The organism is Mesorhizobium ciceri biovar biserrulae WSM1271 (assembly GCF_000185905.1).
GTDB classification, from domain to species: domain Bacteria; phylum Pseudomonadota; class Alphaproteobacteria; order Rhizobiales; family Rhizobiaceae; genus Mesorhizobium; species Mesorhizobium ciceri.
The window spans coordinates 2,211,200-2,232,429 of the sequence record NC_014923.1 but is presented as its reverse complement, the minus strand read 5'-3'; the positions used below and the strand labels follow the sequence as shown (position 1 = coordinate 2,232,429).

The following is a 21,230-nucleotide window of genomic DNA, read 5'->3' as shown; positions in this document are numbered from 1 at the left end:
CGGAGAAACTACCGCCGCAACACCGCGCTCAGCACGTCGCGAATGCCGATGGCGCCGACGAAGCGCGACTGGTCGTCAAACAGCGCTACCGGAGCGGTCTGCGAACGGTGCATGGCCAGCATGACGGTTTTCAGCGAGGTGCCCGGGTTGGCCCAGAACACTTGCGCGGCTTCCTCGGATTGGCCTTCGACGTCGGCGCACGACACCCAGACCGCCGGCTTGCCGTCGCGTTCAGCCGCCGCAACCAGCCCGTGATCGTCGATCTTGAAGCGCGTCGTCTTGCGGCGGTCGAGCCAGACCCAGCCGTCCTTGCCGTGCTCCAGATCGCGACGGTCGCGCATCACGTTCCAGGCGGTCAGCACCGACAGCGGGTTCACATTGGCGATGAAGTCTCGGACATAGTCGTTGGCGGGCCGCAGCACGATGTCTTCGGGCGCGCCGGTTTGCACGATGCGCCCACCCTCCATGATGGTGATGTGGGAGCCGATCTTCAGCGCCTCCTCGAGGTCGTGGCTGACGAAGATGATGGTCTTCTTCAATTCAGTCTGCAGCTGCAGCAATTCGTCCTGCAGCTTGGTGCGGATGAGCGGGTCGAGCGCCGAGAACGGCTCATCCATCAACAGGATCGGCGCCTCGGTGGCGAAGGCCCGCGCCAGGCCGACGCGCTGCTGCATGCCGCCCGAAAGCTCATGCGCATATTTCTTCGACCACTGGTCGAGATTGACCAGCTTGAGCTGGCGTTGGACGCGCTCCTTGCGTTCGGCTTCCGGGACGCCGGCCAGTTCGAGGCCGAGACCGACATTCTCCTCCACCGTGCGCCAGGGCAAAAGGCCGAACTGCTGGAACACCATCGCCACCTGTTTCTGGCGCAGGCGCCGCAAGGTCGCCTCGTCGCAGGTGACGACATCGACGGTCTTGTCGCCATCCTTGACCAGCACCTGGCCGCGCGACACCACGTTGAGCCGGTTGACCGCCCGCAGCAATGTCGACTTGCCCGAACCGGAGAGGCCCATCAGAACGGAGATCTCGCCCTCGTTCACGGTCAGGCTGGCGCCGGCGCAGCCCAGTACATTGCCGGTCTTTTCGAGGATCTCGGCGCGGCTGGCGCCGGCGTCGATCATCTTCAGCGATCCGGCCTGGTCGGCGCCGAAGACGATATCGACGTTCCTGAAATCGACGGCGACGGTCATTTCTTGCCTCCAACGGCGATGCGGGTCATCCGGTCGAGCACGATGGCCAAAACGACGATGGCAAGCCCCGCCTCAAGCCCGAGGTCGATGCGGCGCGAGCCGAGCGCCCGGTTGATCTCGGTGCCGAGCCCGCCGGCGCCGATCAGTGCGGCAAACACCACCATCGACAGCGACAGCATGATCGATTGCGTCAGGCCGGCCATGATGGTGGGCAGCGCCGACGGCAGTTCCACCTTCCACAGCAGCTGGCTCTTGGTGGCGCCGAAAGCCTCGCCGGCCTCGACGATCGACTTCGGCACCGAGACGACGCCCAGATGCGTGAGCCGGACCGCGGTCGGAATGACGAAGATGATGGTGACGATGAGGCCGGGCGCGTTGCCGAGGCCGAACAGCGTCAGCACCGGGATCAGGTAGACGAAGGTCGGCAGCGTCTGCATCAGGTCGAGCACCGGCAGCATGACGCGGTAGACCTTCGGCTTGTGCGCTGCCCAGATGCCGAGCGGCACGCCGATGGCCATGGCCATGGCAGCGGCCGCGACGACCAGCACCAGCGTCTGCACCGTCTGCTTCCAAAGGTTCTGGTTGATGATGAAGATCAGGCCGAGAAAGACGCCGATGGCAAGCGGTCGCGAGCGTTGCAGCAGCCAGGCGATAACAGCGATGATCAGCGCCAGCAGCACCGGCGGCACCATCAAGAGGATGCCGACCAGCCCATCCAGCAGGAAATTGAGGCCATTCGAAAAGGCCCTGAACACAGTGTCGAAATTGTCGGTGAGGAAACCGAAGAAGGCCTTTCCCCAGGCGCCGATCGGAATCTTGTGATCGACCATGAATTTCGAAATCGGATCCATATCGCCCCTCTCGTGCAGGAGACCGCCCTGCCCCTCGGCCTCGACCGTCGTCATCTTGTCACAGGATATGAAAAAGGGCAGCCTTTTCTAAGATGGCTGCCCTTCCTGGTTCGGCTTTGCCGAATTCAGTCGGCTCAGCTTCCGAGCGCGGTCTTGATGGCGGCGGCAGCGTCACCGCCGTCGAAGGTAGTCACGCCGGCAATCCACGGGGCAACGGCATCCGGGTGCTTCTTCAGCCAGTCGGTTGCAACCGTATTGGCGTCGCCGCCCTTGAGGATCGCGTCCATCATCTCGCCTTCCATGTCCAGGTTGAACTTCAGGTTGGCGATGAACTTGCCGGCGTTCGGGCATTCGGTGGTGTAGCCCTTGCGCACATTGGTGTAGACGGTGGCGGCGCCGAAGCCGCTGTCGCCCATGCCGTCGAGATAGGTGATCTTCATGGCGCCCATCACCGGATGCGGCGTCCAGCCGAGGAAGGCGATCCATTCATTGTTCTTCATCGACTGCTCGGCCTGCGTCAGCATGCCGGCTTCCGAGGATTCGACCAGCTCGAAGCCTTCGAGATTGTCCTTCGGGTTCTTGATCATGTCGAGGATGATGCGGTTGCCGTCATTGCCGGCCTCGATGCCATAGATCTTGCCGTTGAACTTGTCCTTGAACTTGCCGATATCGGTCAGCGATTTGACGCCGGCGTCGGCGACATAGGTCGGCACGACGATGCCGTAGCCGGCGCCGGTCAGGTTGGTGCTGATCGTCTCGACCGAACCGTCGGCTGTATAGTCCTTGATGTCGTTGGTCATCGACGGCATCCAGTTGCCGAGGAACACGTCGAGATCCTTGTTCTTCAGCGACGCCATGGTCACCGGCACCGACAGCTGGATCGTTTGCGGCTCATAGCCGAGCGCGGTCAGCAGCACGGAGGCGACGCCGGTCGTCGCCTGGATGTCGGTCCAGCCGACATCGGAAAGGCGCACCGCCTTGCAGCTTGCCGGATCACCGGCGTAGGCAGCGCTGGTTGACAAAAAAGCCGCCAGGCCGAGGCCGGCGACGAAAGAGTTCATACGCGACATAGACAGTCTCCCATTGTGATTCTTTGGCGAAGCGTAGCTACGGTTTCTGTGCCCGCCTTGTTTCGTCAGCCAAACACCATTCTGGTGTGGTTTCAAGCATTAAGACAATCACGATCAACGGCGCGGGCTGGCCAATCAGCGACACATCAGGCGCTTTTGTCTGGCCAGCCGGCTTTTTCAGGGGAATGCCGCTCTGGCCCCTCCCCGTGTCAGGCCAAGTCGGCTTAAAAGAGCGGCATGGCCAAGCTTTACTTCCACTACGCGACGATGAACGCCGGCAAGACGACGATGCTCTTGCAGGCCTCTTACAATTACCGCGAGCGCGGCATGGGCACGATGCTGTTCGTCGCCGGCCACTACCGCAAGGGCGATACAGGCCTGATCTCGTCGCGCATAGGCCTGGAGACGGAAGCCGAGATGTTTCGCGACGGCGACGATCTGTTCGCCCGCGTCGCCGCTCATCACGCGCATACGTCGGTGCATTGCGTCTTCGTCGACGAGGCGCAGTTCCTCGAGGAAGAGCAGGTCTGGCAGCTCGCCCGCATCGCCGACCGGCTGAACATCCCGGTCATGTGCTACGGCCTGCGCACCGATTTCCAGGGCAAGCTGTTTTCCGGCTCGCGCGCGCTGCTGGCCATCGCCGACGATTTGCGCGAAGTGCGCACCATCTGCCGATGCGGCCGCAAGGCGACGATGGTCGTGCGCCTCGGCCCCGATGGCAAGGTGGCGCGCCAGGGCGAGCAGGTGGCGATCGGCAAGGACGTCTATGTCTCGCTCTGCCGCCGCCACTGGGAGGAAGAGATGGGCCGCGCCGCGCCAGACGACTTCATCGGCTTTATCAAGGGCTGACGGTCGGCGGCCTTGACCCCGGCCCGATGCAGCGTTTCTTAAGGGCTCGGTACTATAACGCAGCCAGCCAGAGCTCCCCGGGGTCAGCCATGCTTCGAGCCGCTTCGTTCGCCAGTATCCTTCTCCTTGCCAGCTCGCTCGTAGCCCATGCCGGCGGCGATCCTGCCCTGGGCAAGAAGGTCTTCAACCGATGCATGGCCTGCCATGACGCAGCCACCGACCGCGACAAGGTCGGTCCGCATCTGTTGGGCGTCGTTGGCCGCACTGCCGGCAGCGCCGAGAGCTTTCTTGGCCACTATTCCGAGGCGATGAAGAGTGCCGGCGCCGCCGGCCTGGTCTGGGATGAAGCCAATCTCGCCGAGTATCTCAAGGCCCCAAAGCTGAAGGTGCCGAGCAACAAGATGGCCTTCGGCGGCCTGACCAATGACGACGACATCGCCAATGTCATCGCCTATCTGAAGGCCGATCCCAAGCCCTGATCCGCTGTTCGTCAGCTCTGTAAAACCGGCTTTCCCCTCGCATATCGCGGCCGCGATTGCTTCAGTGATTTGCCGAATACAAAGGCATCCGTGCGCGATCGGCTTGCCGCATGAAAGTTCAATGACAGCTGAACTACGGCTGGCAGGCAAGCTAATCACGCCAGGCCCCCGCCTTCACTGGTTTTCAAGACCCTGATGGATTCTTTTGTTTTCACGCCGCCCATGTCTTCACGTCTTTCAATCCCCCGATGCCCCACATATATTCGCCGCTGTTCGCGACCAGCGACGTCATGCCGAAGCGGGAGGCCCCAATGGCGACATTGCAGAATTTCGACGCCGAAATTGCCAAGACCAAGCAGGTCGTGCAGGACATGCGCTCCAAGATCGAGCAGTCCGGCACCATGCTTGATACGCTCGCCACATCGGACAAGAAGATCGGCGACGCCAATTTCGACCTCGAGAACGCCCGCATCGAGGATGTGCTGAAGCAGCAAAAGGTGATGGAAGGCAACATTGCCGACCTGATCATCGGCCTGGAGGACGCCACCAACGTCTTCGGCTCCGAGTTCGAGAGCATGAAGAACTACACCGGCTGGGAAAAATTCATCGGTATCTTCTCCAGCCAGAGCAAGCAGCGCATGCGCACCGACCGCGTCCGCAACATGTCGCTGGCGGGCAATCTGCAGGAATTGCTGGTCAAATCCGACACCATCGTCGGCATATTGAAGGCGCAGAAAGAGGTCCTCGACCAGCGCTACAAGACCTCGGAAACCAGCCTGTCGCAGGTGATCGAGCGCCGCAAGACCACCATGACCAACCTCGAAGCCGTGCAGAAGCGCATCGAGGAGCTCAACCCGATACTGCTCGACATCGAAAACAAGATCGCCGCTTCGACCAGCCAGAAGGACCGCACGCAGCTCGAAGGCGAACGCTCCAAGCTGGCGACGGAATACAACGAAAAGCAGGCCAAGGAGCAGGAGCTGCTGGCCGAGAGCCAGACGCTCGAGCGCTACACCTCGATGTTCCAGACCTTCGTCGATTCGCTCAACAACCAGATCGCCGCGCAATCGACGCTGATCAACAAGCTGACCATCGATACCGAGCAGCGCATCGTGCTCTACAAGGCGCTGGAAGATTCGCTGAAGACCGCCGCCCAGCAGGACGTCGCCCACAAGATCAACACGCTGGGCAGCCAGGTCGACAACACCGCCGAGGAAACCATGGCCGGCATCGGTGCTGCTTCGCAAAAACACATCGGCGACCTACTCGAGATGCACGAGAAGAACATGGTCGCCACCGCCGACATCCAGCGCCGCAAGAAGCTGGCCGACGATGCCTTTGCCCGCCGCTTCGACGAGGTGCTGAAGAAGCACAATTCGGCAAACTACGTGCAGTCTTAGGGTGACAGGACTGCCCGCGAGCGCACAGGCATGACCCCCGAAAACGAAGCGGCGGCACGATATTTCTCCGCCATCACGGCCGCGCTGAGCGGCCTTGAAGTGTTCATGCGCGACGATCGCTCGCCGCTTTACCGGCATGGCATCGTCGCCAAGATCGTCGCCGAATACATCGCCCGGCTCGACAAGTCGTTTTCCTGCTGGCGCAACCGGCTGGGCTTCATGGACACGTTCCGCATTTCGCGGGCCGAAAGCGGATTCCCGGTGTTCCAGAACCTGCTCGAACTGGAAAACGACCGCCGCCAGGCCGACGCGCGGCTTGCCAACATCCCGCTCGCCGGCGAATTGCGCGAGGAAATGGCCGACTTCATCCTGCGCCACAAGGAATTCCCCGAGGCGCTGCAGAAATCGATGGCCGAGCGGCTCTATCTCGAGGACGTGAAAAGCGAGAACACGTTCGGTCCCTTCACGCTGGCGCAAACCGCCAAAGTCTCGGTCAATCCGAAGACGGGACGGCCCTATTATCTCGTCCATTGGGCGACGTTCGACGGCAGCGCCAACCTGCCTCTGGTCTACATGGTGACGGTGGAGGATTCTTCCGACGCGATGATCCGCCAGCTTGTCGACAGAAACGGCAAACTCAACGAGACGGTCGACATTCCGCTGCCGGTCGACGGCCTGCTCAATCCCGAGCTTGCCCATCGTTTCGACGATTTCACCGAGAAGAACTCCGCCTATACGCTGTCGCCGGCGACCATCGCGGTCAACCTCGACAAGGATTTCGAACCGCTGCACCCCAAGCAGCTGCGCCGCGTCGTGCTCGGCCCGTTCTATTCGGTGGGGATTACCGACAACAATTCGACGGTGACCGAGGTTCTGGCCAAGGTGCGCAAGCCGGAAAATGCCTGGCTTTTGACCTGGACGATCCAGGAGGTCTATTCCAAGAGCGAGAAACCCGGCCGCAAGGGCCTGTTTTCGAGTGAGAAGACAACGCAGGAATTCTTCATCAACACTGATGATCTGGAAGCCGCGCGTCAGGGCGTGTCGAGCTATGAAAACCATGCGCTGATTCCGCACGAGGCCTATCAGGCACTCTACGCCGCCGGCGAAGCACAGAAGATTTTTGCCGGCTACAAGGTTCATATCCTGTCCAACGGACAGGTCATCTCAGACGTCTGACCGTCACACCACGGAGCACCCTTCATGGATACCGGCCTGACCACCATTCCGGAAGCCGCCATTGAGAAGCACCGCGCCACCGCGCAGAGCTTCATCACCCGCATCGTCGTGCTGGAGGACCCGTCACGGGAGTCCGGCACCGCGCTTGCCGGCACCAACCGCCGCTTCGTCTCGACCGTCTCGGTCGGCTCGGTGCGTCGCACGCGCGAGGTCGAGCTGGCCAAGACCGTCGGCGCCGTTCATCCCGACGACCAGCTGCTGACCATCCCGCAGCACACGCTCCTGTTTCGCGCCCGGCGCGGCACGGCGATCGCGCTGGCCATATCGGACGTCTTTGCCGAAGGCTCCGACCTCGAAAGCCTGCAGGCCAGGAATACCCGCGCGCCGCTCGAAGGCGACGAAGCGGCCACCTTCAAGAAGCTTCTGTCGGCCTCGGCTTACATCTCCGCCTTCAGCCTCGCCTCCTACCTGTTCCAGCTGATCGACAGCGACGGCGAGGCACCCAACGACATCCCCGAGCCGGACTTCCTGTTCGACACGCCGCAGGATGCGGTGAAGTCGATCCTCGCTGGCCTCGACAAGGCGATCTCGGGATCGTCCGATGATGCCGATTTGATGACAAGGGCACGCGCCTTCGCCCGCGTCGCCATCGACGGGCTTCTGGCCCGCAAGGGCCGCTTCGACGGCATCGGCCCGTTCGAGAACGCCCATATCCGCATCGATGCCGACGATTTCACTCTCGATGGTTTTGACGTCACGCCGGGCAAGCGCTCAAAACCGCTGGTGATGACCTTCAAGAAGCCGGAAGAGGTCGTCGGCAACCACATCGCCAAATACCAGTCGGTCAAGCTCGCCAAGATGCTGATGGCCTATGATTTCGAGCGCGAACTCAATCCGTTCGTCGAGCTCGGCGGCTTCCTGTTCACCTTCATCGGCGACGGCGCCCCCGGCACCGGCAAGACGACGCTGATCCAGATGATCGCCGGCCTCGTCAACGGCTATTGCCAGGTCGCCGGCTATCCCTTCGCCTACGAGAATTTCGGCGTCGACCAGATCTCGTCCTACCAGGGCAAGTCGGGCCAGAACTGCCGCCAGTTCATCAACAATGTCTTGAACCCGCGCGTCATCGGCTTCGGCACCATCGACGACATCGACCAGGTGGCGGCGCGCCGCTCCGACGACCGCGCCTCGGCCGGCCAGCAGGAAATAACAGGCGTCTTGATGGACGCCTTCGCCGGCGCCGCCACCGTGGTGCGCGGCAACTGCTCATTCGGCATGTTCTCCAACTACCCCGAAAATGTCGACGACGCGCTGCGCCAGCGCGCCGGCGCCCGCTGGCTGGTCGACGGGCCGCAGAGCCGCGACGACTACATCGATATTTTTGTCCTGCTGGCGGGGAAAAACCACAAGATCCCGCTCGGCGAACACGACCTCTACGCCGCGCAGGAAATCCAGCGCGCCGTGACCGAAGCCTATGAGGAGCACGAGAAGCCGCAGGAAGATGGGCTGATGAAGGTCTACGAGCGCTACATGAAGGAGAACGGCGCGCCGAAATCGATGGCCGATATCGGCACCTATCTGCACCTGATCAAGGATGCCGAGCCCCGCTTCACCGGTCGCGCCATCAAGAATGTCACCGACGCTATCAAGATGCGCGCCATGGACATCGAGCTTCCCGACGATTGGTTCGAGAAGCCGGAAGTCTTCATGCACAAGGGCTACGACGAGAAGAAAGCGATGATCGAGGAACTGCGCGGGCCGTTCTCGATGGACATGGTCATGCAGGAGATCAACCGCTACGCCGACTCGGAGTTCCGCTATTCCGACAAGTCCGACGACTCCGCCGTGGAAAAACTGCTGCGCGACGCCCGCCTGCGCGAACGGGCTGCGCGCGAGATGGAGGAGATGAAGAAGAAGGGGCTATGGAATGCGTGAGCTGCGCCGGCCTTCCCTTCACCCCTTGTGGGAGAAGGCAAGATGAGCCCCGCCAAGAAACCCGATCTCCTGCGCGACAATGAGCTGATCTATGGCCGGCTGCTGACGGTCGACGAGCCGCATCTGATCCAGCGCTACAACAAGGCGCTCGCCGCATTCGGCTTGAAGCCGACCAAGCTGAAGACCTTCCAGATCGATCGCACCGGCTTTTCGCCCGAAGTGGCCGAGGAATGCGACGACTACGACTATCTCGATCCCAACGAGGTCAACCGCCGTTTCATCATCCTGACGCCGTCGCAGATCGACCTGCCGGTGGTGCACACCGCCTTCTCCAACACCTCGCAGCTGATGTTCGAGTTCATGTCCAAGAACCAGCGCGCCATCGATGCGCTGACGATCAAGGATGTCATCTACGGCGAGATCGAGGATTCCGTTCCCAAGGTCAACGATATCGAGGACCTGCTGTCGATCAGCCAGGTCGAGTTCAAGGTGCTGTCGGCTGAGGATGTGCTGGGCAAGGCCGCCGAGCTCGGCAAGCTCGTCGACCGGTTGAAGCAGGAGCCCGACGCCTGGCGCGACAGCGCCATGCTGAACCGCATGGTCGAGCTCGCCAAGATCTGCGGCGACATCCGCGAGAACGCGCTGGTGCCCGACCAGGTGATCTTCCGCCACAACGCCTACTGGACCAGCCATTTCGGTGGCCTTTACGTCTTCGTCGACCCGGATGTGACGACGGTGATCAGCGATCCTGCGGCGCCAGGCTTCCGCCGTTCGCGGCCGTGGCAGGTCAGCTATCTCTCCATTAACGACGCCGACAAGGTGTTCAAGTTCCTCGCCACCACCGGCCGCATCGAGTTGCCGCGCGCCTCCTGGGTCGAGGCCTCGGGCTATCTCGAGCACCGCGCCGAGATGGTGGTGCGCGCGCTGATCCGCGATGCCGAGCCGAACCGCAACTTGACCAATGTCGACAAGGTCTGGCTGCAGACCTGGATCCAGAGCCATGCCGACCTGATCACCAGGGACGGCAATTTCCCTTTCCTCAACGCCGCCAAGCGCGAGATCTCCCAGCTCGGCCACCTGAAGATCGAGGATGTCTTCCCGCAGCAGCGCTTCCTGGTGATCCGCGCCAAGCCTGACCATCCTGACGCCTGGCTGACCAACCGGCTGATCTCGGATTTCGTGCCGTCGGACTTCGTCTCGCGCTACATCTTCAACAAGGACGGCTTCTACAAGGACTATGGCGGCTTCAGCGACGCCTGGCGATCGCATGTTGTGGACGTTCTCAAAACCACATATTTGAAGGACAAGGTGGCGTTTCGCACGCGCCTCTACGGCCTGACTGACTAGAACGAAATGAACCGTTTATTTCGTTCTGACTTCTTGTTTTGGCGCATAATGTTATCCAAAAAGTCTGCAACTTTTTGGCATCATGCTTTGAGGGGGTGACACAGCCGTGCTCGATCCGATCGTGAACTTCTTCACCCGCATTTTCCAGTGGATCGGCCGCGGTATCGGGCTTTTGATCGGCGTCATCCTGTGGCCGTTCCTGTGGGCCGGACGCTGGTACACGCAACGCGGCTGGATCCTCAAGGCGGCGGTCGGCCTTGCTCTTCTGGTGCTGATCGGCCTCTACGCCAATTTCTTCTACGCCACCCAGTGGTGGAACAATTTCAACCCGAACTATCCAGACACCTACACGTTCGAGAAGCGCAATGTCTCCGCTGGCGAACAGGTCTCCGCCGGCGCCGGCACCGACACGGCCAAGACCTGCGGCAACTCCGGCATTGCCCAGATCGCCGCCGACCTGACCGACTTCAACGTCAACCAGAATGCCTGGATCTCGTCGATGATCCTCTACAAGCTCGGCCTGTTCGGCATCGACTGGGACAACACGCCGTGGATGGACAACAAGGCCTCCTTCCAGCGCGGCATCAACCAGGCGGTGCGGCGCACGGCGACCGAACTCGCCGACAATCTCGGCCGCGTCCGCACCACCTCGCAGATCGACAGCGATCTGCAGAATGCCCGCGGCAACCTGCAGTTCGACGAGGAGACCTGGTATTTCGGCCTGAACCCGTTCGGCCCCAAGACACCGACGCCGAGCTACTATCGCGACGCCGTGCGCATGCTGCGTTCCTTCAACGCTCGCCTTGCCACCTGCCAGGCGACATTCGACGCCCGCGCCGACAATCTGAAACAGTATATCGACCGCATCTCGTCCGACATCGGCTCGACCTCGGCGATCCTCAAGGAACGCGCCGAGAACCACAACAATGGCTGGTTCGACTTCCGCGCCGACGACCGCTACTGGTTCGCCTATGGCCAGCTCTATGGCTATTACGGCCTGATGAAGGGCGCCCAGGCCGACTTCGAGGACGTCATCAAGGAAAAGCATCTGCAGAACCTGTGGGACACGATGGACTCGCAGTTCGTTTCGGCGCTGAAGATCCAGCCTTTCATCATCGCCAATGGCCGCGAGGATGGCTGGCTGTTGCCGACGCATCTGACGACGATGGGCTTCTATGTGCTCAGGGTGCGCTCCAACATGGTCGAAATCAGCAACGTTCTGACGCAGTAGCGCTGTTCCATTAGGGACCAGGCGATGGTGAATTTGCGCCGTCGCCTCTGTCGCATTCCGTGCATTGTGCGGCTGTTTTGAGACGGCGGAACGACGCGTCCTCTGGCTTCTATACGGCGCGGCAACGGAGCCAGGAAGAACCGACGACAGGTCGGCCGGTCCGCAGAAGAATTTTCTCAAGAGGAAACATAGTTGCATACAAGTTGACGCCGCGGCAGCGACAGGGTTAGAACATGCCCGCGCCCGGTTCCAACCTGCTTGCCAGTAAGACCAAACCCGTCCCCTCCACCGTCCAATCCAGAGGAAAGCCGTCATGGCCGAAGTGAAGTCCGACATCGAGATCGCGCGCGGCGCCAGGAAAAAGCAGATCCAGGAGATCGGCCAGAAGATCGGCATCCCGACCGAACACCTGCTGCCCTACGGCCACGACAAGGCCAAGATATCAGCCGAATTCATCAAATCGGTGAAGGGCAACAAGGACGGCAAGCTGATTCTCGTAACCGCCATCAACCCGACGCCGGCCGGCGAAGGCAAGACCACGACCACGGTTGGTCTCGGCGACGGCCTGAACCGCATCGGCAAGAAGGCGATCGTCTGCATCCGCGAGGCTTCGCTCGGCCCGAACTTCGGCGTCAAGGGCGGTGCCGCCGGCGGCGGCTATGCGCAGGTCGTGCCGATGGAGGACATGAACCTCCACTTCACCGGCGACTTCCACGCCATCACCACCGCGCACAACCTGCTTTCGGCGCTGATCGACAACCACATCTACTGGGGCAATGAGCTCGGCATCGACACCCGCCGGGTCGTCTGGCGCCGCGTCATGGACATGAACGACCGCGCGCTGCGCGAGATCATCTGCTCGCTCGGCGGCGTCGCCAACGGCTTCCCGCGCGAGGGCGGTTTCGACATCACCGTCGCCTCGGAAGTCATGGCGATCCTCTGCCTGTCGACCGACCTGAAGGACCTGGAAAAGCGCCTCGGCGACATCATCGTCGCCTATCGCCGCGACAAGTCAGCCGTCTATGCCCGCGACCTCAAGGCCGACGGCGCCATGGCTGTGCTGCTGAAGGACGCCATGCAGCCGAACCTGGTGCAGACGCTGGAGAACAACCCGGCCTTCGTGCATGGCGGCCCGTTCGCCAACATCGCGCATGGCTGCAACTCGGTCGTCGCCACCACGACGGCGCTCAAGCTCGCCGACTATGTCGTCACCGAAGCCGGCTTCGGCGCCGATTTGGGTGCTGAAAAGTTCTTCGACATCAAGTGCCGCAAGGCGGGCCTGAAGCCGGCAGCGGCGGTCATCGTCGCCACCGTGCGCGCCATGAAGATGAATGGCGGCGTCAAGAAGGAAGACCTCGGCAAGGAAAACGTCGAAGCGGTGAAGAAGGGCTGCGCCAATCTTGGCCGCCACATCGAGAACATCAGGCAGTTCGGCGTGCCGGCGGTGGTTGCCATCAACCATTTCTATTCCGACACCGACGCCGAGATCCAGGCGATGAAGGACTATGTCGCCTCGATGGGCGAAGAAGCGATCCTGTGCAAGCACTGGGCACACGGCTCGGCCGGGATCGAGGATCTCGCCAACAAGGTGGTGGCACTGGCCGAATCCGGCGCCTCGCAGTTCGCGCCGCTCTATCCCGATGCCATGCCGCTGTTCGAGAAGATCAACACCATCGTCCAGCGCATCTATCGCGGCTCGGAAGCGATCGCCGACAAGTCGGTGCGCGACCAGCTCAAGGCGTGGGAAGACGCCGGCTACGGCCATTTGCCGGTGTGCATGGCCAAGACCCAGTATTCCTTCTCGACCGACCCGAACCTGCGCGGCGCGCCGACCGGCCACACTGTGCCGGTGCGCGAGGTCAGGCTTTCGGCCGGTGCCGGCTTCGTCGTCATCATCTGCGGCGAGGTCATGACCATGCCGGGCCTGCCGAGGGCGCCATCCTCGGAAAAGATCTTCCTCAATGAGGCCGGCAATATCGAAGGCCTGTTCTAAAATCCTTCAATTCAAACAGAAAGGGCGCCGCAGCGATGCGGCGCCCTTTCTGTTTTTTCGGATAGCCCTAAGCAGCGCTGCGCGACAGCGCCCGCTGGTTGGAGCCGAAGATCGTGTCGCGCTCCGGCAGCGCGCCGGTCTGCAGGCACTCCACCCATTCGGCGGTCTTGAGCACGGCGGCGAAGCGCGACTGCAGGATGATCGTGACCACGCGATGGATCTCCTCGGCCGAGGCGTAGCCGGCGCTGTTGGCGTAAGGCACCGAGCCGGTCGCATCCGACAGGAACTCGACGGCAAAGCCCATATGCACGGCGTGGATAATGGTCGACAGGTCACAATTATGCGTCATGTAGCCGACCACCGTAATCGTATCGATGGCATTGGCGCGCAGCCAGTCTTCCAGATCAGTGCCGGTGAAGGCGGAGGGCAGGTTCTTTTCGACATAATGGTCGCGCTTGCGCCTGGCGATTTCGGGATGCAGTTCGCCGCCGTGACTGCCCTTGGCAAAGATCGGCGAGGTCTCGGGCGCCATCTGCTTGACGACCACCACCTTGATACCGGCAGCAGTCGCTGCATCCATGGCGCGTGCCACATTGACGACGCTGTCGCGGAACGGCGGATGCTGGATGGCGAGATTGCCGCCGTCGTAATCGTTCTGCACATCGACGACGATCAGCGCCCGGCGCGGCGTGGTGTTGGCTGGGTCAGACATGGTGTTTCCTTTCCGGCTTGAATTCGATGGATGGAAGATAGGCGGGCTGCCAGACAGCCGAAAGTGACCCGATTGACATCATTCGAAAGAATTGGGACAATCCGCATTCAACCGCTGGAAGCACCCATGAACGACCCGATCATTGCCGTCCTCGCCTTCGACGGCATCAGCCCGTTCCATCTTTCCGTACCGTGCCTGGTCTTCGGCGAGGACAGGACGGCGCTTGGCCTGCCGCGCTTCGACTTCCGCATCTGCGCGGTCAAGGCCGGGCCGATCCATACCGAAGCCGGGCTGACAATTGCCGCGCCGCATGGGCTCGAAGGGCTCGACGGCGCCGATATCGTCATCATCCCGAGCTGGCATCATCTGAGCGAACCGGTATCGCCGCTGCTGATGGAAGCGCTGCGCCATGCGCACCAACGCGGCGCCTTGATTGTCGGCCTGTGCCTCGGCACCTTCGCCATTGCAGCGGCCGGGCTGCTTTCGGGCCGACGTGCCGCGACGCACTGGGCCTATTGCGAACAATTGCAAACACTCCATCCCGACATCGCTGTCGATGCCGCGGTGCTCTACGTCGACAATGGCGATGTCGTGACCTCGGCCGGCGTCGCCGCCGGCCTCGACTGCTGTCTCCACATCGTGCGCGCCCGCTACGGTGCGGAAGCAGCACTGCGGCTTGCTCGCCAGATCGTGCTTTCCCTGCATCGCCAGGGGGGCCAGGCGCAATTCATCGAGCATCCGGTGGCAAGAAGCGCGGACGCCGACCGCTTCACCCAGGCCCTCGACGCGGTTCGCGCGACGCTTGGCGAGGCGCATAGCCTGGACCGCGTCGCCGAGGCCGCCGGCCTGACCCGCCGCACCTTTACCCGTCGCTTTCAGAAATCGATCGGCGCCAGCTTTGGCGATTGGCTGACCAGCCAGCGGATCGAACTGGCGCAGCGTTTGCTGGAAGCGACGGAGAAATCGATGGACATGATCGCCTTCGAAGCCGGCTTCGGCAGCGCCACCTCGTTGCGTCAGCATTTTGCCGCGAGACTGAGGACATCGCCGGCGCAATACCGGCGCGAGTTTTCCAGGCGAGGCGATCAGGAAGAGCGCATGACGTATGTCCTGTCGTCCTGACCTGTTCAGCCCCGCTTGACCGGCCGCGCCGGATTGCCGATCACCGTGGCGTTCGCCGCCACGTCGCGCGTCACCACCGCACCGGCGCCGACGATGGCGCCTTCACCGATGCTGACGCCGCCAAGGATGACGGCTGAGCCGCCGATCCAGGCATTGGCGCCGATCTCGATCGGTCGGGCGATCTCCAGTCCGGCCTGCCGCCCACTGGCCTCCTTGTGGTGCTCGGCGCAGTAGATCTGCACGTTCGGGCCGAGCAGCGTTGCCTTGCCGATGCGCACGCTCGCCGTGTCGAGGATGGTGCAGCCGGCATTGAGAAACACGCCGTCGCCGAGAAAGATGTTGAAGCCGTAGGCGCAGTGGAACGGCGCCTCGATACGGGCGCCCTCGCCGGCTCTTCCCAGCAGTGCCTTCAGACCCGGCCCGAGATTGCCGCGTTGACGAGGCGGCAGCAAGTTGTGCTCGAACACCGCATCGCGCGCGATCCCCCGCAACGACTCCAGTTCGTCATCGATGCAGGTATACCATTCGCCGGCCACCATCTTCACGCGCTCGCTCTCAGCCATGATGCGGTCTCCAGTTCACGTCCTTGCAAAGCACAAGTGCAGCCAAAGCGCCGATGCCAGTACTGGTCAAATATTGGACCTATGGTAGCCTGTGACTCAAGGCCGTCTTGGCCCGTGATCGAGGGGGATCGACCATGCTCTACATTCTCGCACTTCTGATCGGTGTCATTGCCGGTCTTCGCGCCATGACGGCGCCGGCCGCCATTGCCTGGGGCGCTTATCTCGGCTGGCTGACGGTTGCCGGCACTTGGGCGAGCTTCATGAGCCACTGGGCGGCTGTCGGCATCTTCACCATCCTGGCCATTGTCGAGTTGGTCACCGACCAGTTGCCGTCGACGCCGAGCCGTAAAGTACCCCAGCAATTCGGCGCCCGCATCGTTACGGGCGCTTTCACCGGCGCGGTGATCGGCGCCACCGGTGGCGCCACCATCGGCGGCCTGATCGCGGGCGCCATCGGCGCTGTCATCGGCACGCTGGGCGGCGCCGAAGCTCGCGGCCGGCTCGCGGCCGCCTTCGGCAAGGATCCGCCCGCCGCCTTTATCGAGGACGCGGTGGCGATCATCGGCGGCCTGCTGATCGTAGCGGCGGTGGCATGACGACCAAAACCTTCGACGCCATCATCATCGGTGCCGGACAGGCTGGCCCTCCGCTGGCCGGACGGCTGACGGCCGCCGGCATGAGCGTCGCGCTGATCGAGCGCAAGCTGGTCGGCGGCACCTGCGTCAACACCGGCTGCATGCCGACCAAGACCATGGTCGCCAGCGCCTATGCCGCGCATCTGGCGCGCCGCGCCGCCGACTATGGCGTGACGCTCTCCGGGCCGGTCGGCGTGGATTACAAGGTGATCAAGGCGCGCAAGGACAAGGTCACAAACGACGCTCGCGGCAATCTGGAAACCTGGATTGCCGGCATGGACAAGTGCACCCTCTATCGCGGCCATGCGCGTTTCGAATCCGCCAACACGGTGCGCGTCGGCGACGATCTGCTGACCGCCGAAAAGATCTTCCTCAACACCGGCGGCCGCGCCTCGGTGCCCGACCTTCCCGGCATCCACGACATCGACTATCTGACCAACTCGTCGATGATGGATCTCGACGTGCTGCCGCGCCATCTCGTCGTCGTCGGCGGCAGCTACATCTCGCTCGAATTCGCTCAGATGTTCCGCCGCTTCGGCGCGGAAGTCACCGTCGTCGAGAAGAGCCCGCGCCTGACCGGCCGCGAGGACGAGGATGTCTCCGCCGCCATCCTGTCGATCCTCGAAAACGAAGGCATCGCGGTCCATGTCGGCGCCGACGACATTGCCTTCGCCAGACAGGGTGAAGACATCGCCGTGACCTTCTCCGCCGGCAAGCCACCGGCGGTCGGCTCGCATGTGCTGCTGGCGCTGGGGCGCACGCCCAACACCGACGATCTCGGCCTGGAAAGGGCCGGCGTCGAGGTCGACAAGCGCGGTTTTGTCACCGTCGACGACCAGCTGCGCACCAGCGTGCCCGGCATCTGGGCGATGGGCGACTGCAACGGCAGGGGCGCCTTCACTCACACGTCCTACAACGACTACGAGATCGTCGCCGCCAATTTGCTCGACAACGATCCGCGGAGGGTCAGCGACCGGATCGAAGCCTATGCGCTCTACATCGACCCGCCGCTTGGCCGCTGCGGCATGACCGAGGCCGCAGTGAAGAAATCCGGCCGTCGCGCGCTGGTCGGCCAGCGGCCGATGACCCGCGTCGGCCGCGCTATCGAAAAGGGCGAGACGCAGGGTTTCATGAAAATCCTGGTCGATGCCGACACCAGGGAGATCCTCGGCTGCTCGGTGCTCGGCCCCGGCGGCGACGAGGCTATCCATTGTGTGCTCGACCTGATGTACGCCAAGGCGCCCGTCGACACGCTGGCGCGTGCCGTGCACATCCATCCCAATGTTTCGGAGTTGCTGCCCACCATTGCCCAGGAGCTGAAGCCGCTGGCGTGACAGCCCGTTGAAGACCCATTTTAAAGCTCTTCCTTTTCTGCATCGCTGCAATGCAGCAATGCAGCTTGCGCACGGTGGCGTGCTTCGCGCAGTCTGGAATTGAACCGATTCAGTCTGGACGCACCATGCCCTTGCCGATCCTTGCGCTTGCCATTGCGTCCTTCTGCATCGGCACCACCGAATTCGTCATCATGGGCTTGCTGCCTGAGGTCGCCGCCGACCTCGGCGTGTCGATCCCCGCGGCGGGCCTGCTGGTTACCGGATATGCGCTGGGCGTCGTCTTCGGCGCCCCGATCGTCGCCATGGCCACTGCGCATTTGCCGCGCAAGCCGGTGCTGGTCGGGCTGGCCGTGCTGTTCGTCGTCGGCAATCTGTTTTGCGCCATCTCGCCCAACTACTGGACGCTGATGGCCGCGCGCGTCTTCACCGCTTTCGGCCACGGCGCCTTCTTCGGCATTGGCTCGGTCGTTGCCGCCAGCCTGGTGCCGCGCAACAAGCGCGCCAGCGCTATCGCGCTGATGTTCGCCGGGCTGACGCTGTCCAACATCCTGGGTGTTCCCGCCGGAACCGCACTTGGCGAAGCGTTCGGCTGGCGCTCCACCTTCGTTGCCGTGGTCGGTATCGGCCTGATCTCGGTGGCAGCGATCGCCTGGTTGGTGCCGTCCGATGTCGCCGAGCCAAGCGGTGGCGGCCTGCGCGGCGAGCTGCGCGTGCTGGGCAAGCTGCAGGTCTGGCTGGCCATGCTGATCGCGGCGCTGACCTCCGCAAGCCTGTTCACCGTCTTCACCTACATCAAACCCTACCTCACCGAGGTATCGGGCTTGTCGACCTCGGCAGTCACGTGGGTTCTGCTGCTGTTCGGCGCGGGCATGACCATCGGCAACATCATCGGCGGCAGACTGGCCGACTGGAAACTGATGCCGACAGTGATTGGCACCCTGCTGCTGATGGCCCTGCTTTTCGTTGGATTCAGGCAGTTCGGCGCAATCGCCAGCGTTGCCATCGGCATCGTCTTCCTGTGGGGCCTGCTCATCTTCGTCGTCGTGCCGCCGTTGCAGATCCGGGTCGTCGAGGCGGCCTCCGAGGGACCGAACCTTGCCGCCACGCTGAACCAGGGCGCCTTCAATATCGGCAATGCCAGCGGCGCCTGGATAGGCGGCGTGGCCCTGTCCGCCGGTGTTTCCTATGCCAATTTGCCGCTGGTCGGCGCAGCACTCGCTCTTTTGGCGGTCACCGTCGCTGTGCTGTCGCAGGCGCTGGACCGGCGCGCGCCGGTCATCCCGCTTCCGGCTGAATAGTCTCTTGCGCCCATAGCGCGGCAGGCTGGACCAATCGACATCGGCGCCTTCAAATCGCATGTCTCTCGCTCCTGATGGAGGAAGTCATGCAGAAATCGATCGAACGCATCGCCGGCGAAAGCGAAGGGGTTTCCTACGAATTCCCGCTGTTCCGCTTCACTGGTTCCGACAAGGCTGCTCCTTCAGCCTATCTGCAGGCGGCACTCCATGCCGGCGAGTTGCCGGGTGTCGTCGCCATCGACGCGCTGATGCCGATGCTTGCCAGGGCGGAGGCCGAAGGCCGCATCAAGGGCAACCTCACCATCGTGCCCTGGGCCAACCCGATCGGCCGGGCGCAATATCATTTCGGCGAGCATCAGGGCCGCTTTCATCTCGGCACGCGCACCAATTTCAACCGCGGCTTTCCGCTGCTAACGGCGCCCGACACAGCGCTCTTGCCCGACACCACCCTTGGCAGCGTCGACCAGCGGCTGAAGACCCGGCTGGTGCAGCTGTCGCTCGGCCACGACATCGTGCTCGACCTGCACTGCGATGACGAGGGCCTCGCCTATCTCTACGTCCACACCAGCCTGTGGCCTGGTATGGCCGATTGCGCCGCGGCCATGGGCGTCGACGCGGTCGTGCTGTGGAGCGAAGACACTGACGGCACCTTCGAGGGCGCCTCGATCATGCCCTATCAGAACGTCCCCGCCGATGTGGCCAAGCTCGACCGTCGCGTCGCCACCACCGTCGAATATCGCGGCATCCTCGATGTCGATGGTGCCTTGGCCGCCGCCGACGCCGACGGCCTCTACCGGCTGCTGGTGGCGCGCGGCGTGATCGCCGACAGCGCCCTGCCCGCGCCGGGTCCTTTCACCGGCTTCGTGGCGCCATTGGAAAACATCGACATGATGCCGGCGCCACGGGCCGGTGCCGTGCTCTATGACGTGAAGCCCGGCGACCGCGTCGCCAAGGGCGCGCGCCTCGCCACCATCGTCCATGCACCGGGTGAAGCCGATGGCCGCACCGAAGTGTTCGCACCGCAGGACGGCATCATCCTGACCCGCCGCTCGCGCCGCATCATCCGCGCCGGCGAAGATCTTCTGAAGCTGGTCGGCGACAGGAAGAGCACTGATGCCCGGTCGGGAACGCTGGAGGACTGACTTAGCCCGAAATAGCCAGTCGCGCTTTCGCCTCCAGCCATTCCGCCATCTGCCGGTAAGGCACCGGGCCGTGACTGATGCGGGCGACACCCAGTTCCGCCAGCCGCTGGCGCGGCGGCACATGCGCCAGCGCAATGATGTTGACCGGCAACGCAATTGCCTTGCAGAGCGTCTCGATCAGGCCTTCGTCGCCAAGGCCCGGCGCAAAGAAGCCGTGCGCGCCGGCTTTTTCGAAGGCCTGTGCGCGCTCGATGGCCTGGTCGAGCAGAAGGTCATCATGCGCATCCGGTTTCGCCTTGAGGAAGATGTCGGTTCGAGCGTTGATGAATGCCGGTATGCCGGAAGCCTTGACGGCCGCCGCCGCGGCTTCGATGCGCTTTGCCTGCACGGAAATGTCATGCAGGCCGCTGCCACCGACAATCTGATCCTCGAAATTGAAACCGATAGCGCCGGCCCGCAGCGCCAACGTCACCGTGCGAGCGACGATTTCCGGGTCAACGCCGTAGCCGCCCTCGAGGTCCATGGTCACCGGCAGGTCGACCGACCCGACGATGCGCTTGATGTTGTCGAGCGCCAGTTCCAGCGGGATTTTCTCGCCATCGGCGTAGCCGAACGCGGCCGCGACCGGCCAGCTTCCGGTGGCGATCGCCTTGGCACCCGCTTTCTCGATGATCTTGGCCGAACCCGGATCCCAGGCATTGTAGAGGACGACCGGGTTGCCCTTGACGTGGAGGGAATGAAACGTCCGCGCACGCTCGATCTGCTCGGTCATGGTTATTTTCCCGTCTTCCTGCTGTTGGATGAGCACTCTAAGCGGCACTGTCGGCTCTGGCGATGTGCCATGAGCCTGAGAAGCGGCGGCCAACGAACAGACTTTCAAACCTGTTGCGCATCCTTCTTTTC

The 21,230-nt window shown here is 62.9% G+C and carries 19 protein-coding genes; 13 read left to right on the top strand and 6 right to left on the bottom strand.

The features are described from left to right. Positions 1-8 precede the first annotated feature (8 nt). The 3 genes from choV to MESCI_RS10640 all read right to left on the bottom strand — a co-directional run bounded on the left by choV (position 9) and on the right by MESCI_RS10640 (position 3,111). Positions 9-1,190 (bottom strand): choline ABC transporter ATP-binding protein, encoded by a 1,182-nt coding sequence (gene choV, locus MESCI_RS10650; protein ID WP_013529958.1) that lies wholly within the window; start codon positions 1,188-1,190, stop codon positions 9-11. Next, complete coding sequence (choW, locus tag MESCI_RS10645) at positions 1,187-2,041, bottom strand: choline ABC transporter permease subunit (RefSeq protein ID WP_013529957.1); 855 nt, start codon at positions 2,039-2,041, stop codon at positions 1,187-1,189. Before choW ends, choV begins: the two co-directional genes overlap by 4 nt. Before the next feature lie 134 nt (positions 2,042-2,175). After that, on the bottom strand, positions 2,176-3,111 hold the full coding sequence (locus MESCI_RS10640) for a choline ABC transporter substrate-binding protein (protein ID WP_013529956.1): 936 nt from the start codon (positions 3,109-3,111) through the stop codon (positions 2,176-2,178). Positions 3,112-3,348: 237 nt separating this feature from the next. Here MESCI_RS10640 and MESCI_RS10635 point away from each other — a divergent pair, with 237 nt between their 5' ends. The 8 genes from MESCI_RS10635 to MESCI_RS10600 all read left to right on the top strand — a co-directional run bounded on the left by MESCI_RS10635 (position 3,349) and on the right by MESCI_RS10600 (position 13,521). Next, positions 3,349-3,960, top strand: a complete 612-nt coding sequence (locus MESCI_RS10635; protein WP_013529955.1) for a thymidine kinase — start codon at positions 3,349-3,351, stop codon at positions 3,958-3,960. A gap of 89 nt (positions 3,961-4,049) precedes the next feature. After that, on the top strand, positions 4,050-4,439 hold the full coding sequence (locus MESCI_RS10630) for a c-type cytochrome (RefSeq protein WP_013529954.1): 390 nt from the start codon (positions 4,050-4,052) through the stop codon (positions 4,437-4,439). A 311-nt stretch (positions 4,440-4,750) separates the two neighbouring features. Beyond that, entirely contained in the window at positions 4,751-5,839 is a 1,089-nt protein-coding gene (locus tag MESCI_RS10625; RefSeq protein ID WP_013529953.1) for a hypothetical protein, read from the top strand. Between the two features lie 30 nt (positions 5,840-5,869). Beyond that, on the top strand, positions 5,870-7,015 hold the full coding sequence (locus tag MESCI_RS10620) for a hypothetical protein (protein WP_013529952.1): 1,146 nt from the start codon (positions 5,870-5,872) through the stop codon (positions 7,013-7,015). A gap of 24 nt (positions 7,016-7,039) precedes the next feature. Next, the gene (locus tag MESCI_RS10615; RefSeq protein WP_013529951.1) at positions 7,040-8,950 is read left to right on the top strand and encodes an AAA family ATPase; all 1,911 of its coding nucleotides are present in this window, start codon (positions 7,040-7,042) and stop codon (positions 8,948-8,950) included. Positions 8,951-8,992: 42 nt separating this feature from the next. Continuing rightward, on the top strand, positions 8,993-10,297 hold the full coding sequence (locus tag MESCI_RS10610) for a DUF6638 family protein (protein WP_013529950.1): 1,305 nt from the start codon (positions 8,993-8,995) through the stop codon (positions 10,295-10,297). 106 nt (positions 10,298-10,403) lie between these two features. Continuing rightward, complete coding sequence (locus MESCI_RS10605) at positions 10,404-11,528, top strand: DUF2333 family protein (RefSeq protein ID WP_013529949.1); 1,125 nt, start codon at positions 10,404-10,406, stop codon at positions 11,526-11,528. Positions 11,529-11,841: 313 nt separating this feature from the next. Beyond that, on the top strand, positions 11,842-13,521 hold the full coding sequence (locus tag MESCI_RS10600; RefSeq protein WP_013529948.1) for a formate--tetrahydrofolate ligase: 1,680 nt from the start codon (positions 11,842-11,844) through the stop codon (positions 13,519-13,521). Between the two features lie 67 nt (positions 13,522-13,588). Here MESCI_RS10600 and MESCI_RS10595 read toward each other — a convergent pair whose 3' ends face one another. Beyond that, positions 13,589-14,233, bottom strand: a complete 645-nt coding sequence (locus MESCI_RS10595) for a cysteine hydrolase family protein (RefSeq protein ID WP_013529947.1) — start codon at positions 14,231-14,233, stop codon at positions 13,589-13,591. A gap of 126 nt (positions 14,234-14,359) precedes the next feature. Here MESCI_RS10595 and MESCI_RS10590 point away from each other — a divergent pair, with 126 nt between their 5' ends. Next, entirely contained in the window at positions 14,360-15,355 is a 996-nt protein-coding gene (locus MESCI_RS10590; RefSeq protein WP_013529946.1) for a GlxA family transcriptional regulator, read from the top strand. 5 nt (positions 15,356-15,360) lie between these two features. Here the strand turns inward: MESCI_RS10590 and MESCI_RS10585 are convergent, their stop codons facing one another. Beyond that, positions 15,361-15,918 carry a sugar O-acetyltransferase gene (locus tag MESCI_RS10585; RefSeq protein ID WP_013529945.1) on the bottom strand — a complete coding sequence of 186 codons (558 nt, stop codon included), beginning with the start codon at positions 15,916-15,918 and terminating at the stop codon, positions 15,361-15,363. Between the two features lie 134 nt (positions 15,919-16,052). Here MESCI_RS10585 and MESCI_RS10580 point away from each other — a divergent pair, with 134 nt between their 5' ends. From MESCI_RS10580 to MESCI_RS10565, 4 genes are all read left to right on the top strand, one after another. Beyond that, positions 16,053-16,514: a membrane protein gene (locus MESCI_RS10580; protein WP_013529944.1), complete on the top strand. Its 462-nt coding sequence runs from the start codon at positions 16,053-16,055 to the stop codon at positions 16,512-16,514. Beyond that, positions 16,511-17,887: an FAD-containing oxidoreductase gene (locus MESCI_RS10575; RefSeq protein ID WP_013529943.1), complete on the top strand. Its 1,377-nt coding sequence runs from the start codon at positions 16,511-16,513 to the stop codon at positions 17,885-17,887. Before MESCI_RS10580 ends, MESCI_RS10575 begins: the two co-directional genes overlap by 4 nt. A gap of 125 nt (positions 17,888-18,012) precedes the next feature. After that, the gene (locus MESCI_RS10570; protein ID WP_013529942.1) at positions 18,013-19,185 is read left to right on the top strand and encodes an MFS transporter; all 1,173 of its coding nucleotides are present in this window, start codon (positions 18,013-18,015) and stop codon (positions 19,183-19,185) included. 86 nt (positions 19,186-19,271) lie between these two features. Beyond that, positions 19,272-20,327, top strand: coding sequence for a M14 family metallopeptidase (locus tag MESCI_RS10565; RefSeq protein ID WP_013529941.1), 1,056 nt, complete (start codon positions 19,272-19,274; stop codon positions 20,325-20,327). 1 nt (position 20,328) lies between these two features. Here MESCI_RS10565 and MESCI_RS10560 read toward each other — a convergent pair whose 3' ends face one another. Continuing rightward, complete coding sequence (locus tag MESCI_RS10560) at positions 20,329-21,099, bottom strand: isocitrate lyase/PEP mutase family protein (protein WP_013529940.1); 771 nt, start codon at positions 21,097-21,099, stop codon at positions 20,329-20,331. Between the last annotated feature and the right edge of the window lie 131 nt (positions 21,100-21,230).

Bases quoted from the DNA above. Each gene is read 5' to 3' on its own strand.
- choV (WP_013529958.1), bottom strand. From the start codon at position 1,190: ATGACCGTCGCCGTCGATTTCAGGAACGTCGATATCGTCTTCGGCGCC.
- choW (WP_013529957.1), bottom strand. From the start codon at position 2,041: ATGGATCCGATTTCGAAATTCATGGTCGATCACAAGATTCCGATCGGC.
- MESCI_RS10640 (WP_013529956.1), bottom strand. From the start codon at position 3,111: ATGTCGCGTATGAACTCTTTCGTCGCCGGCCTCGGCCTGGCGGCTTTT.
- MESCI_RS10635 (WP_013529955.1), top strand. From the start codon at position 3,349: ATGGCCAAGCTTTACTTCCACTACGCGACGATGAACGCCGGCAAGACG.
- MESCI_RS10630 (WP_013529954.1), top strand. From the start codon at position 4,050: ATGCTTCGAGCCGCTTCGTTCGCCAGTATCCTTCTCCTTGCCAGCTCG.
- MESCI_RS10625 (WP_013529953.1), top strand. From the start codon at position 4,751: ATGGCGACATTGCAGAATTTCGACGCCGAAATTGCCAAGACCAAGCAG.
- MESCI_RS10620 (WP_013529952.1), top strand. From the start codon at position 5,870: ATGACCCCCGAAAACGAAGCGGCGGCACGATATTTCTCCGCCATCACG.
- MESCI_RS10615 (WP_013529951.1), top strand. From the start codon at position 7,040: ATGGATACCGGCCTGACCACCATTCCGGAAGCCGCCATTGAGAAGCAC.
- MESCI_RS10610 (WP_013529950.1), top strand. From the start codon at position 8,993: ATGAGCCCCGCCAAGAAACCCGATCTCCTGCGCGACAATGAGCTGATC.
- MESCI_RS10600 (WP_013529948.1), top strand. From the start codon at position 11,842: ATGGCCGAAGTGAAGTCCGACATCGAGATCGCGCGCGGCGCCAGGAAA.
- MESCI_RS10595 (WP_013529947.1), bottom strand. From the start codon at position 14,233: ATGTCTGACCCAGCCAACACCACGCCGCGCCGGGCGCTGATCGTCGTC.
- MESCI_RS10590 (WP_013529946.1), top strand. From the start codon at position 14,360: ATGAACGACCCGATCATTGCCGTCCTCGCCTTCGACGGCATCAGCCCG.
- MESCI_RS10585 (WP_013529945.1), bottom strand. From the start codon at position 15,918: ATGGCTGAGAGCGAGCGCGTGAAGATGGTGGCCGGCGAATGGTATACC.
- MESCI_RS10580 (WP_013529944.1), top strand. From the start codon at position 16,053: ATGCTCTACATTCTCGCACTTCTGATCGGTGTCATTGCCGGTCTTCGC.
- MESCI_RS10575 (WP_013529943.1), top strand. From the start codon at position 16,511: ATGACGACCAAAACCTTCGACGCCATCATCATCGGTGCCGGACAGGCT.
- MESCI_RS10570 (WP_013529942.1), top strand. From the start codon at position 18,013: ATGCCCTTGCCGATCCTTGCGCTTGCCATTGCGTCCTTCTGCATCGGC.
- MESCI_RS10565 (WP_013529941.1), top strand. From the start codon at position 19,272: ATGCAGAAATCGATCGAACGCATCGCCGGCGAAAGCGAAGGGGTTTCC.
- MESCI_RS10560 (WP_013529940.1), bottom strand. From the start codon at position 21,099: ATGACCGAGCAGATCGAGCGTGCGCGGACGTTTCATTCCCTCCACGTC.